General features: G+C 64.1%; 12 protein-coding genes. 4 read left to right on the top strand and 8 right to left on the bottom strand.

The annotated features are described in order from the left end of the window. Positions 1–33: 33 nt before the first annotated feature. On the bottom strand, positions 34–1,083 hold the full coding sequence (locus JWV26_RS18315) for an SDR family oxidoreductase (protein ID WP_093049280.1): 1,050 nt from the start codon (positions 1,081–1,083) through the stop codon (positions 34–36). A 296-nt stretch (positions 1,084–1,379) separates the two neighbouring features. On the opposite strand from JWV26_RS18315, the gene JWV26_RS18310 reads away from it, so the two are divergent. The 3 genes from JWV26_RS18310 to JWV26_RS18300 all read left to right on the top strand — a co-directional run bounded on the left by JWV26_RS18310 (position 1,380) and on the right by JWV26_RS18300 (position 4,202). Then, the gene (locus JWV26_RS18310) at positions 1,380–2,303 is read left to right on the top strand and encodes a LysR family transcriptional regulator (RefSeq protein WP_206417497.1); all 924 of its coding nucleotides are present in this window, start codon (positions 1,380–1,382) and stop codon (positions 2,301–2,303) included. A gap of 75 nt (positions 2,304–2,378) precedes the next feature. Beyond that, entirely contained in the window at positions 2,379–3,578 is a 1,200-nt protein-coding gene (locus JWV26_RS18305; RefSeq protein WP_072426003.1) for an MFS transporter, read from the top strand. Between the two features lie 66 nt (positions 3,579–3,644). Further along, positions 3,645–4,202 (top strand): COG3904 family protein, encoded by a 558-nt coding sequence (locus JWV26_RS18300; protein ID WP_079785315.1) that lies wholly within the window; start codon positions 3,645–3,647, stop codon positions 4,200–4,202. Positions 4,203–5,019: 817 nt separating this feature from the next. Here the strand turns inward: JWV26_RS18300 and JWV26_RS18295 are convergent. Together JWV26_RS18295 and JWV26_RS18290 are read right to left on the bottom strand one after the other, a co-directional pair. Then, the gene (locus JWV26_RS18295) at positions 5,020–6,321 is read right to left on the bottom strand and encodes an SLC13 family permease (protein ID WP_206417496.1); all 1,302 of its coding nucleotides are present in this window, start codon (positions 6,319–6,321) and stop codon (positions 5,020–5,022) included. Between the two features lie 37 nt (positions 6,322–6,358). Beyond that, positions 6,359–7,180, bottom strand: coding sequence for an amidohydrolase family protein (locus JWV26_RS18290; RefSeq protein WP_206417495.1), 822 nt, complete (start codon positions 7,178–7,180; stop codon positions 6,359–6,361). 180 nt (positions 7,181–7,360) lie between these two features. Here JWV26_RS18290 and JWV26_RS18285 point away from each other — a divergent pair, with 180 nt between their 5' ends. Beyond that, positions 7,361–8,098, top strand: a complete 738-nt coding sequence (locus JWV26_RS18285; RefSeq protein ID WP_206417494.1) for a GntR family transcriptional regulator — start codon at positions 7,361–7,363, stop codon at positions 8,096–8,098. A 65-nt stretch (positions 8,099–8,163) separates the two neighbouring features. Here the strand turns inward: JWV26_RS18285 and JWV26_RS18280 are convergent, their stop codons facing one another. The 5 genes from JWV26_RS18280 to JWV26_RS18260 form a co-directional block, all read right to left on the bottom strand. After that, complete coding sequence (locus JWV26_RS18280) at positions 8,164–9,474, bottom strand: CitMHS family transporter (protein ID WP_206417493.1); 1,311 nt, start codon at positions 9,472–9,474, stop codon at positions 8,164–8,166. A 159-nt stretch (positions 9,475–9,633) separates the two neighbouring features. Continuing rightward, entirely contained in the window at positions 9,634–10,377 is a 744-nt protein-coding gene (locus JWV26_RS18275; RefSeq protein WP_017677706.1) for an SDR family NAD(P)-dependent oxidoreductase, read from the bottom strand. Between the two features lie 63 nt (positions 10,378–10,440). Next, positions 10,441–10,788: a hypothetical protein gene (locus JWV26_RS18270; RefSeq protein WP_206417492.1), complete on the bottom strand. Its 348-nt coding sequence runs from the start codon at positions 10,786–10,788 to the stop codon at positions 10,441–10,443. Between the two features lie 176 nt (positions 10,789–10,964). Beyond that, positions 10,965–11,489, bottom strand: a complete 525-nt coding sequence (locus tag JWV26_RS18265; RefSeq protein WP_206417491.1) for a DUF3087 domain-containing protein — start codon at positions 11,487–11,489, stop codon at positions 10,965–10,967. A gap of 65 nt (positions 11,490–11,554) precedes the next feature. Continuing rightward, positions 11,555–12,169, bottom strand: a complete 615-nt coding sequence (locus JWV26_RS18260) for a DJ-1/PfpI family protein (protein ID WP_206417490.1) — start codon at positions 12,167–12,169, stop codon at positions 11,555–11,557. Positions 12,170–12,250 lie beyond the last annotated feature (81 nt).

The raw sequence follows: 12,250 nt of genomic DNA, 5'->3' as shown, positions 1-12,250 counted from the left end.
AAAGGGCGCGCCGGTACAGCGCGCCGGCATGACTCAGCCGTACCTGACGCCCGTCAGGCGCTCGGCCACCGACCACAGGCGCGCCGCATCATCGGCATCCGCCGCAGCCTCCGGCACCTTGGCCAGCCCCAAAGGGCCGCGTTTTTCCTCTTCGCCGGTCGGCCCGTAGTAGCGCCCGCCCTCGGCCTCGGCAGCCGTCGCCGCGAACAGCGACGACAGCGCACCCTGCGCCGCCGAGTGATAGACATCGCGATCCTTCGCCCACTGCTGAGCGAACTCGCTTTGCAGTCCTGGCCCGCGCTCGACCAGCTCGGTAACGGCGACGCCAGGGTGCGCGGCGACGCTGCGCACGCCCCAGCCATTGGCCAGGCTGCGCCGCTGCAGCTCGAAGGCCATCATCAGACAGGCCAGCTTCGACTGCGCATAGGCGGCGTAGGGGTTGTAGTTGTTCTCCGACTGCAGGTCATCGAAGTTGATACGGCCACGGTTCACGGCGATGCTCGCCAGCGTCACCACGCGCGGGTCGGGCGATTTGCGCAGTGATGGCAGGAGCAAGCCAGTGAGCGCGAAATGGCCGAGGAAGTTGGTTGCCAGCTGCATCTCGAAACCATCGCGAGATACGCCGCGCTGAGGCGGCGCCATGATCGCGGCGTTGTTGATCAGCACATCCAACACCTCGCCTTCGGCGTTCAGGCGCTGGGCCAGGCTGCGTACCGAAGCCAGGTCGGCCAGATCCAGCTGTTCGAAACGCACCCGCGCATCGGGTACCTGAGCACGAATACGTTCGATAGTCTCGGCGCCGCGCTGTGCATTGCGCGCGGCGATGATCACCTGCGCCCCAGCCCCGCTCAGGGCCAGGGCGTCCTCGAAGCCCATACCACTGGTGCCGCCGGTGACCAGCATGCGCTTGCCGGTCAGCGCCGGCATGTCGCTCGCCTGCCACCCCGGTGTGGGACTGGCCCAGGCGAATGTCGGCATCCCGCCCAACACTCCTTGCAAGGCCAGGCTACCGCCCACGACGCCAAACAGTTTCAGGGCATCACGACGCGAATGGCCTCGCCCCACAGCATTCTTCTTGTCCATCGGCTGATTCCTCGTGTCCGTTGACTCGATGCGCCAGACCAGGCGCACGTACAGGACATAGAGTGCGGGCAGACGACGCGTACGATAAGCCGTCCAAAGCCGAACAGCGCATACGGTCAGGCGGACAGTTACCAGGTGTTTCGCGGACGCAAAACCTGACCCGGATGCAATCCGGAGTCATGGATCTACATTCCTGGATTTCATCCGGGCTACATCCCTGCATGCGCCCCTCAGGATTGGCAAAGCGGCCGCTGCGCCGCATTATCGGACCCTTCGTCATCACCTAGCCGACGCCCATGCGCCAACCAAATCTATCCGACGTCGCTCTGTTCGCTGCCGTGGTCGAGGCCGGTGGCTTTCGCGTCGCAGCGCAACGCCGCGGCATGTCGGCCTCGTCGCTGAGCGATTGCGTGCGCCGCCTGGAAAAGGAACTGGACGTGCGCCTGCTCAACCGTACCACGCGCGGCCTGACGCCGACGGAAATCGGCGCACGCCTGCTGGAGCGCCTGCGCCCCGCGCTGGACGAGATCAACACGGCGCTCAACGACCTGCAGGAAGATCCACAGAACCCGGTCGGCTCACTGCGCCTGCATGTGCCCGGCGTGATCGCGCGGCACATCCTGCCGCAGCTGCTGGACGGCTTTCTCGCTCGCTACCCTGGCATCGCGCTGGAAGTGAACATGGACAACACCTTCATCGACGTGATCGGCGCCGGTTACGACGCCGGTATTCGCTACGAGGAAAGCCTGGCCAAGGACATGATCGCCATCCCCATCGGGCCACGCCGGCAGTGTTTCATGGCAGTGGCGGCGCCCAGCTACCTGCAGCGCCATGGCACGCCGCAACACCCCAGCGAACTGAGCGAACATCGCCTGCTCGGCTACCGCTTCGCCAGCGGCAAGCTCGGCGTGTGGGAGTTCGAACAGGAGGGACGCACCCTGCGAATCGCCCCCGGGGGCCGCCTGGTCAGCTCGTCGCAGGATCTGTTGATCGCTGCAGCCTGCGCCGGTCACGGCATTCTCTACACCTTCGAGGAGTACATCGCGGCGCACCTCGCCAGCGGCCAGCTGCAACCCTTCATGCAGGACTGGTGGCAGCACTTCGACGGGCCGTACCTGTACTACCACAGCAGGCGTCACGTACCGGCGCCGCTGCGTGCCTTCGTCGACTACGTGAAGGCCCTGAACGACTCCGGCCATCCATCTCCAAGCCCGAAATAGAGCGCTGGCCAATACCCAAGCAAGGCGCTCGGAGATTATAATTGCGCGCTTGCTTCTCGCCCTTCCAGGTTTCTCATGAACAGTTCTGCATCCGACGCCGCGACGAGTCTGTCGCCGGGCGCGATCCTTCTCATTCAACTCGCCCTGGCCCTCGGCGGCTTCGCCATCGGCACCGGCGAGTTCGCCATCATGGGCCTGATGCCCAACGTCGCCGCCGATCTTGGGGTCAGCGAGCCGCAGGTCGGCCACGTGATCAGCGCCTATGCCCTCGGCGTGGTGGTCGGCGCACCGCTGCTGGCCCTGCTCGGCGCCCGCCTGCCAAGGCGCATCCTGCTTCTGCTGCTGATGGGCTGCTTCGCCCTTGGCAACTTCGCCAGCGCCCTGGCACCAAGTTATGAGCCGCTGCTGATCTTCCGCTTCATCGCCGGCCTGCCGCATGGTGCCTACTTCGGCATCGCCATGCTGGTGGCCGCCTCCATGGCGCCCCCGCACAAGCGCGCCAAGGCAGTGAGCCGGGTGCTGGCCGGCCTGACCGTGGCCATCCTGATCGGCAACCCGCTAGCCACCTGGCTCGGCCAGTTCATGAGCTGGCGCTACGCCTTCGCCCTGGTCGGCATCATCGCCATCACCACCATCGCCATGGTGGCGATCTTCCTCCCCGCCGACCCGCACGAGCAGCGCAGCAGCCCCTCGGGCGAACTGCGCGCCTTCAACCGCGCGCCGATCTGGCTGGCCCTGGGCATCGGCTCGATCGGTTTCGCCGGGATGTTCTGCGTATTCAGCTACATGGCGCCGACCCTGCTCCACGTTACCCAGGTCGGCCCCGGCTGGATTCCCCTGGCCATGGGCGTGTTCGGCGCCGGCTGCATCGTCGGCAACAGTGCCGGCGGCTGGCTGTTCGACCGCCTGCGCCTGCGCGCCGTGGCCTGGATTCTGGCCTGGAGCACCCTGGTACTGCTGGTCTTCCCATTCGCCGCGCACAGCCTGTGGACGATCCTGCCGGCGATCTTCGCCCTCGGCACCATGATCGCCCTCGGCCCGGCCCTGCAGACCCATCTGATGGACGTCGCCACGGGCGCGCAGACACTCGCCGCCGCGTCCAATCACGCCGCGTTCAACGTCGCCAACGCGCTGGGCCCCTGGCTCGGCGGCCTGGCCATCAGCGCCGGCATGGGCTGGACGGTCACCGGCTACATCGGTGCAGCCACCGCCATCGGCGGCCTGCTGCTGTTCGCCTGGGCCTGGAAGGTGCAGCACAAAGACGGGCAAATCTGACAGATGCGAGATGGTGCGCCGGCAGGTATCGTCTACCTCCCGAGCCACTATCGCGTACCCCACCCGATGATTGCCCAGCGTTTACGATTCGCCCTGGTCGCTACCACCCTGTTCACCGCGCTGACCGCCCACGCACAGGTGGAAGTCGAAGCTAACGCCGGCCTGCTGGCGGTGAAGATTTCCGAAGAGATCGTTCCGGGCGACTACGAGAAATTGCTGCAGGGCTTGCGCGCCAACCCGGGCAAGCACAAGCGCAAGGTCGTGCTGCTCGACAGCATCGGCGGCAGCGCCCCGGAGGCCATACGCATGGGCCGCTTGCTACGGGAAACCGGCTTCGAGGCGTTGGTGCCTTCAGGCGGCCTGTGCCAGGGCAGTTGCATCTACCTGCTCGCTGCTGGCACCAAACGAACCATCAACGGCCACGTTGCCCTGCGCCGACCACCCTTCCCCGCTGGTGACTCGGCACTGGCACAGGCCGCCCATGGCAGCCAGTCGTTCAGCCCGGCCAGGTACTTTCGTGACATGGGTGTCGACGTAAGCCTGGCGGAAGACATCTATCAGCTAGAGCCGGGACGCTTGCGCCTGCTGGGCCCGGATGAACTGGCGCGTTATCGGCTGAAATAGCGATACGGACTTGCGGGGATAGAGCCCCGGCATCACGCGATTTCGGGGCTTTTTTCAGGTTCTTCGCACTCTCGCGGGGGATACGCTTGGCACCGGACTGGCAACTATGTGTGTTCTTTCGGTGCTGGCACTATCCGTTAACGCGTCGCCTGGACTGATGGGTTTCGCCCCTTACGGGCGACTCACTTTCTTTGCTTGTGCAAAGAAAGTAAGCAAAGAAACACACCCCTGCATACGGCCCCGGCTACGCCGGGGTTCCCTCGCTCCATCACCGCTCCAGGGGCACGCTGCGAAGGGCCATCCCTGGCCCATCGCAGCTCTCGCGACATCCATGTCGCTCAACCCCTTCCACGGCGATTCCACTCGGCCTCCTGAAGGGGACTTGGGCGTCGTCTGTCCCATCGCAGTTGAAGAGCAAAGGCAAAAGCCAGACGCCGCTAATTTCAATTTTGCGAAGATTACGCAAGCTCGCGGCCCGGTCCCCTTCAGGAGGCCGAGTGGAGGTGTTGCGCAGGGGGATGAGCCGCATGGATGCGGCGAAAGGCTTAATGGGCCAGGGATGGCCCATGTAAGCCGGCCCCCGGAGCAGCGCCGGAGCGAGGGAAGTTTCGCGTAGCGAAACCCGGATGTCGGGGTGCCCTTCTTTGGCACACCTTTCTTGGGCAAGCAAGAAAGGTGTGGCGCCCGTAAGGGGCGCAACCCAAACGTTCAGCAGACGCGGTAATGGATAGTGCTAAGCCAGTAAGCGATACGCACAGAAACTTGCCAGTCCGGTATCAACTCACACCTTCCCCAACTATACGAAGAACCCTTTACATCAGAACAGGAAAGTCAGCGCCAGGTTGAACAGCATGGCGGCGACGAAGCCGATGGGCGCGGCGCGTAGCAGCAGTTGCGAGAACAGCGTCGAGCGCGCCTTGTCATCGGTGCACGAGCCCAGCAGCAGGCTGCCACCCGAGGAGAACGGCGAGATCGAGGTGGCCTGGGCACCGACCACGATGGCGATGAAGATGATCATCGGATCGATCGACATCGAAGCCGCCAGCGGCAGCACCATGGGGAACAGTGCCGGCGTCACCACACCGAGGGTGCTGGCGAAGATCGACATCAGTGCCGCCACCACACCGAAGGCCACCGGAACCATCAACGGTGGGATGTTGCCGCCGATCCAGGACGCCAGGGCGTCGATGGTGCCGGCCTTGATCGCGATCGAGATCAGCATGCCGACGCCGCAGATCATGATCAGCGTGGCCCAGGGCACGGAGGCGATGGCCTTACGTTCGTCACCCAGTTTGAGCAGCAGTGCGATCACCGAGAAGACGCTGGCAATCAGGCCGATATCCACCTTGCTGTTGACGAACCTGACCGTGGCGTTGTCCGGAAAGGCCAGCAGCGCCAAGGGCGCGGCAAGCACCAACACCATCATCAGCAGAGTCAGCAGCAGGGTCAGTTTCTGTTCACGATTGAAGGCCTCCGGCAGATCGGCGGCGAGCACCGCATTCTTCAGGTTGCGGCCGTGGCCACCGAGGAAGACGAACGCGGAAATCACCAGCACCGGGATGATTGCAGTGCTGGCGAAGATCGCCAGGGCGTTGACGAAGGCCTCGCTCTCGGGCATGCCGGCACCGGTCATCAGGCCGCGGAAGATGATGCCGCTCTGACTGGAAACGAAGTTGGCCCCGGCCAGCGCACCATAGTTCACCGCCATGCCGCCGAGAATCAGGCTCATGCCGGTACGCTGGCACAGCAGCAGGGTCAGCGGCGCCATGAAGGCCAGCACGGTGTAGTAACCGGCGCCCATGGCAGCGATAACCCCCGAGGTGAGCAAAATGGCATAGGGCAGCAGGTGCGGCACGCCACGGCAGCGATACAGCAGATGCCCGGCGAGTTTTTCCAGGGTGCCGTTGACGGTGGCGAAGCTGTAGAACAGACAGACCGAGAAGATCACGAAGAAAATCTTCAGCGGCCACATGTTGATGATGTCGCCCGGGCTCAGGCCCATGCCGAAGCAGCCCAGCAGGTAGGCGAAGGCAATGGCGAACAGGCCGATGTTGATCTTGGTGGTGTACCCCAACGCGACGGCGAGGACGATCGCGGCGACGACGAGCAGGCTCATCATGATTTGATTCCTTTTGTTGTTCTGATGTGAGCGACGGTTACGCCGAGGCGAAACCGAACAGGGTTGCGGGGTTGTCCACCAGAACGCGACGGCGCTCCTCGGGGTTGGGCAGCAGGGCCTCGAGCAGCGCGAACTGCTGATCGTAACGGGTCTGCGACTCGAACTGGGTGTTGGGCCAATCGCTGCCCCAGAGGAAGCGACCGACGCCACCACAGGCCTCACGCAGACGCGCCTCGATGGCCTGGGCACGGCTCAGGTCGGACTGGCTGCGATAGGCCGCCGACAGCTTGATCCACACCGGCGCCTGGCCGAGCAAATCGAAGAAAGCGTCATGCTTCGGATCGTCCAGCTGCACGCTCGGTGCCGGCAGGCCGAAATGATCGATCACCAGGGTGACGCCTGACTCGAGAATCGCCGGCACGATCAGCGCCAGGTCGTCGAAACCACGCTGGATCTCCACCTGCCAGCCGCGTCGCGCCAGGCGGCGCAACAGTCCGTTCCAGGCCGGCCCCGTGTAGTCCTCCAGCACCTTGCCGATCAGATTCAGGCGTATTCCCACCACACCCGCGGCGGCCAATTCGTCCAGCTCGGCATCGCTGACCTGCGCGTCGACCACCGCGACGCCACGCAAACGCTCCGGGAAACGCTGCAACGCCTCGAGCATGTAGTGGTTGTCGGTGCCGAGAAAGCTGGGCTGGATCAGCACGCCGTGGGACAGCCCGCAAGCCTCCAGGTGGGTCAGGTACTGCTCCACGGAAGCGTCATAGCCGGGGCTGTAGCGGCGGCCAGGAATCATGGGCAGGTCCTGGCGAAAGATGTGCGCGTGGGTGTCGATGCCGGCGATAGCGGCATAAGGCATGGGCGTCACGAAGCGATACCTCTGTCGATTCTTGTTCGAGCCGATCACATGAAGCGGCTATTCTTATAAATACATATAGTCATATACATGAATAGATGACTGTATAGATAGAGATCGAGCGCTGTCAACGCGCTACCCGGTGGTAAAGTGACGGCCGGTCGAATTGCGGATGTGAGGTTTATGAGCACCACGGCTCTCGGACAGGACGAACGCCTGCCGCTGTATCAGCGGTTACGCGACGAAATGCTGGGCAAGATCGCCGCAGGCGAATGGCTGCCCGGCGAAGCCATCCCCACCGAAGCGGAGTTGACCCGCCAGTACGGCGTGGCCGTGGGAACGGTGCGCAAGGCGGTGGAAACCCTGGTCGCAGAAGGCCTGCTGCTGCGTGCCCAGGGCCGCGGCACCTTCGTGCGGCGGCCGAACTTCGACGGCTCGCTGTTTCGCTTCTTTCGTCAGGTCAGCGCCAGCGGCCAGCCTCAGGTGCCGCAAAGCCGTGTCCTCGATTGCCGTCAGGTGCCTGCCGACGCCGCCGTCAGCCAGGCCCTGAAACTGGGCCAAGACGAGCCCTGCGTCTTTCTCCAGCGCCTGCGCCTGATCGAAGGCCGCCCGCTGTTCCATGAACGTATCTGGCTGCCCGCCTCGCGCTTCAGCGCTCTGCTGGATATCGCCCCCGACGACTTCCCGCAATTGCTCTATCCCTTCTACGAGCAGCATTGCGGCCAGCGCATCGCCTCGGCCCAGGAAACCCTTACCGTCTCCGCAGCCGATGCAGAGCTCGCTGCCATTCTGGATGTGGCCGAAACCAGCCCGAGCGTGGTCATCGAACGCACCGCATTGGGCTACGACCGCACGCCGCTGGAATATCGCCTGTCACGTGCGGCGGCGGAGAGCTTCCGTTACCAGGTGGAAATCAGCTAACAGGCCGTTGTCCTGACGCAAAACGCCCGGGCAAGCCCGGGCGTCAGATGCACTGCAGACCGTCGCTAGAACAACCCAAGCCCCCAGGCCGCGCCGAACAGCACCAGCGAGAAGCCCCACATCCACCACAGCGAGTAGCGAATGTGCCGGCCCAGGTCCAGCCCGGCCAGACCCAGTGCCAGCCACAGTGCCGGCGAGAACGGGCTGATGAAGGTGCCGATGATGTTGCCGATGGTCAGCGCATAGACCACGCTGGCCGGCTCGACGCCCTGGGCGCCGACCACTTCCAGCGTCACCGGCAGCAGCCCGAAGTAGTAGGCGTCGGTGCTCAGCATCAGCTCCATCGGCAGGCCGAACAGCCCCAGCACGATGTGCATCTGCCCTACCAGCGGTGCCGGCAGCACCTGCGCCAGGTCCTGGGCAATGGAAGTGAGCATGCCGGTACCGGTGAAGATGCCAAGCATCGAGCCCGCCGCCAGGATGATCATGCCCATGCTCAGGGCAGCCGGGGCATGCGCCGAGATGCACTGCATCTGCGCCTTGCCGCCCGGATAGTTGATCAGCAGCGCCAGACACAGGCCGATCATGAAGATGTAGCCAGCCGGCAACACGCCAGAGAACAGCGAAACCAGCACCGCCAGGAACAGCGTGGCGTTGGCCCAGAGCAGACGCGGGCGTTCCAGCTCACGCTCCTCGACGCTCGGCTCATGCAGGTCAGTGCTGGTTTCCACCAGCACACCTTCGTCCCCACTCTTGCCGGCGGCGATACGGCGCTGTTCACGCCAGCCCAGCAGCGCCGCCAGGGCAATCAACAGCACCACGCCGATGCCCTGAATGGTGATCAGCGGACGCCACAGCTCGGTGACCTCGATACCGGTCACCGCCGAGGCACGACCCAGCGGCCCGGCCCAGGGCAGCATGTTGAAGATGCCGGCACCCAGCGCCAGCAACAGAAGCATCAGGTAGGGGCTCATGCGCAACTGCTTGTACAGCGGCAGCAAGGCGGGAACGGTGAGCAGGAAGGTGGTGGCGCCGGCGCCGTCGAGATGCGCCAGCATGCCGATCACCGCCGTGGCGACGGTCACCGCGATCACGTTGCCACGGGTAAGCCGGACCATGCCACCGATCAGCGGGCGGAACAGCCCGGTGTCCTGCAGTACGCCAAAAAAGGTGATGGCAAACACGAACATGGTGGCAATCGCCGTCACGCGGCCGATGCCATCGGTGAAGAAACCGGAAATCGCCTCCGGGCCAAAGCCCGCGGCCAGAGCGCCCAGCAACGGCACCACGATCAATGGCAGAACAGGCGACATGCGCCCGATAAGCAGCAGCACAACCAGGCTGCAGATGGTCAACAGGCCAATCAGGGTCAACAAACCGCTTTCTCCTCTTTTTCTTGTAAGGCACGCGAAAGGCGCGTGCGGAGGCTAAGAGGCGAACCTTTCAAAAACCTTTAAGCGGCGGGCGTGCACCACGCCAAATGTCAGTGGATATGTCGCCGAATCGGGGCGGCAGCCCTGCCACCCCGACTTGACTTATTGCAGTGTGTAGCCCTTGTCCACCACCCAATCCTGGCCGTGGACGCCGCGTGCACCATTGCTCAGCTGGAACAGCACCACCTCGGCAATCGCCTGCGGATCGAGAAACTCGCCGTCGACCAGGCGCTTGCCAACCTCACTGGCGACGCCCGCCAAGGCATCGTCGGCCAGGCCCAGGCTGTTCCAGATCGGTGTCGCCGTCGGCCCTGGTGAAACCAGATTGAGCCGCAGCCCATCGCCGGCATGTTCCAGCGCCAGACTACGTACCAGCGCCGAGAGCGCCGCCTTGCTGGCGATGTATCCGCCGAGCCCGGCAAACCCCAGTTGCCGCAGAAAGGTACTGATGAACACCACCGACGCAGGCCTCGCCAGATGCGGCCTGAGCACCTGAAAGGTATTGATTGCACCGGCGCCGTTGACCTGCCACTGCTGCTCGAACGCCTGCATGTCGCAGCCCGGCGCCAGCCGCGCGATTCCGGCGTTGGGCACCAGATAGTCGACTGCCCCGAGCCGCCCCGCCCGCTCGGCCAGCCCATGCAGCGCGTCGATATCGGTGACGTCCCCCGCACACCAATGCAGCTGTTCTGGATGCAACGCCTGCAGCGCTTCCAACGCGCCCAGACGCCGTGAAAAAGCCAGCACGCGCGCGCCGCGCTGCAGCAACAGATCACACACAGCCAGGCCGATACCCGAGCTGGCCCCGGTGACGACAGCCAGACGACCCTGAAAATTCGTATTCATGAAGTTCCTCGAAGCCAAAAGAGCATGAGTGCCGCGGCTTCCAAGAGCCGCGCTGAGATCGACTTACTGCGCTTGCAGGCGGATGCCGTTCATCTCCACCTGCTGACCCAGCGCGAAGCGCTCCTTGGGCGAGCGCACCCACTGCTCACGACCGTCTTGGTGGCGCACCATATAGGCGGTGCCACTATTACCCGTGGCAGCCTGCACCTGTGCGCCCGACCAGAGCCCGGCGGCGCCACCGACCAGCGCACCGACAGGGCCACCCGCGGCGGCGCCCAGCATCAGGCCGGACAAACCACCGAAACCGGCACCCACCGAGTTTTCTTCACGTTCGGCCAGCACTTCGGCAGCCTGCAGAACATTGGCGGCCGCGAGGCCGAGGGAAAGGGCAAGCAAGGCAATGGATTTCATCTGATGTCTCCTTTAATGGGTATTGCACCCGGAGATAGTCAGATTCTGTGCCATGTATTTTCTCTATCAAAAACAGATAGATAAGAAAAAACAGGTGCTAATGACAACAAGGAGATAAGGTCACAATGACCACTTTAAAGTCATTGTGACTCCAAACCTGGATCAACAAGAAGTGCTCAGCTAAACGTTTTGACCCGCTCCAGCCAAGCCAGGTCGAGCCGCGTCTGCTCGATGTCCAGCCCCTGCTGCGCCATCGCCTCGCGATGGCTGTCGATCTCGCGCACCATCTGGCTCAGCTCGCTGGAGTTGCCGTCGAGCTGATGCATCTGAGTCACCCCCAAGTGGTAGAAGCGCAGCAGCTTCATCGCGCTGTCATCGCCCTGCGCCACGCCCGCCTTGACGTGATGCATGACGTTGGTGACGCGCATCAGGCTGCGCTTGAGTCGCCAGCCGTAAACGGCCGGCGCCATGAACGGCCGCGACCAGAGTTGCTGGCGCACCAGGGCAATGGTCAGGCCGAGCCCCGCCAGCACACCGAGCAGGTTCCACTTGAAGTTGTCGCCACCGGGCGTGCCGAATGCCTGCGTGCTCAGCGTGGCGCAGAGCATGGCCAGCGCCACGAAGATGACCGCGATCACCACGGTGCTGCGGCGGGTCTGCTGGCGGTAGTAGGCGGGGTCGATGGGCTGGATTTCGAACATGCGCGAAGGCTCGTGGCGGGGTCAGTCGGCGATGGTACGACAGCTTGCCGCGATGCACGAACCCGTCACGCCTCTGTACGGCCTTGAAGATAAGGACCGATCGCCGCCATCGCCCTCGCCAGGTACTGCACCTTCTCACCCACCGGCGCCACGTAGTGCAGCGCCTGGCGCGCCTCGTCGAGGCCGACCAGACGGGCGATGACCCAGGCGGCGAGATAGGTCGACGCCAGGCAGCCACCCGCCGTGGCGACATTTCCATGGGCGAACAGTGGCTGATCGAGCACTGCCACGCCCGCTGCCTCCACCCAGGGTTTGCTGGTCAGATCGGTGCAGGCGGCGACGCCGTGGAGCAAGCCGAGCCGAGCCAGTAGCAGCGTGCCGGAACACTGCGCCGCCAGCAGTTGGCGCGCCGGGTCGAGGCGCAGTTGCGCCATCAGCGCTTCATCCGCCACCACCTCACGGGTGCGCATGCCACTGCCGACGATCACCGCATCGGCCGCGCAGGCCTGCTGCAGATCGATCTGACTATCGATCACCAACCCGTTCATGGATGTCACGCGCGCAGCTGGGCTGGCGATGCTGACGCGCCAGTCGGGCCGGCGAATGCGGTTGAGAATGGCGTAAGCGATCAGCGAGTCGAGCTCGTTGAAACCCTCGAAGGTCAGAATGGCGATGTGCATGGCAGCTCCTGTGAAGAAACGGGTTGCCACGCAGCTTCGGGGCAATGATCATGACAATCAAATAATTGTCGTGGATACAAC

Source organism: Ectopseudomonas toyotomiensis (genome assembly GCF_017167985.1).
Lineage (GTDB): Bacteria > Pseudomonadota > Gammaproteobacteria > Pseudomonadales > Pseudomonadaceae > Aquipseudomonas > Aquipseudomonas toyotomiensis.
This window is presented reverse-complemented; position numbering and strand designations above follow the sequence as displayed.

Excerpts from the sequence above, each read along its gene's own strand:
- JWV26_RS18315 (WP_093049280.1), bottom strand. The coding sequence starts at position 1,083 with ATGGACAAGAAGAATGCTGTGGGGCGAGGCCATTCGCGTCGTGATGCC.
- JWV26_RS18295 (WP_206417496.1), bottom strand. The coding sequence starts at position 6,321 with ATGATGAGCCTGCTCGTCGTCGCCGCGATCGTCCTCGCCGTCGCGTTG.
- JWV26_RS18285 (WP_206417494.1), top strand. The coding sequence starts at position 7,361 with ATGAGCACCACGGCTCTCGGACAGGACGAACGCCTGCCGCTGTATCAG.
- JWV26_RS18275 (WP_017677706.1), bottom strand. The coding sequence starts at position 10,377 with ATGAATACGAATTTTCAGGGTCGTCTGGCTGTCGTCACCGGGGCCAGC.
- JWV26_RS18260 (WP_206417490.1), bottom strand. The coding sequence starts at position 12,169 with ATGCACATCGCCATTCTGACCTTCGAGGGTTTCAACGAGCTCGACTCG.
- JWV26_RS18270 (WP_206417492.1), bottom strand. The coding sequence starts at position 10,788 with ATGAAATCCATTGCCTTGCTTGCCCTTTCCCTCGGCCTCGCGGCCGCC.
- JWV26_RS18300 (WP_079785315.1), top strand. The coding sequence starts at position 3,645 with ATGATTGCCCAGCGTTTACGATTCGCCCTGGTCGCTACCACCCTGTTC.
- JWV26_RS18310 (WP_206417497.1), top strand. The coding sequence starts at position 1,380 with ATGCGCCAACCAAATCTATCCGACGTCGCTCTGTTCGCTGCCGTGGTC.
- JWV26_RS18265 (WP_206417491.1), bottom strand. The coding sequence starts at position 11,489 with ATGTTCGAAATCCAGCCCATCGACCCCGCCTACTACCGCCAGCAGACC.
- JWV26_RS18305 (WP_072426003.1), top strand. The coding sequence starts at position 2,379 with ATGAACAGTTCTGCATCCGACGCCGCGACGAGTCTGTCGCCGGGCGCG.
- JWV26_RS18290 (WP_206417495.1), bottom strand. The coding sequence starts at position 7,180 with ATGCCTTATGCCGCTATCGCCGGCATCGACACCCACGCGCACATCTTT.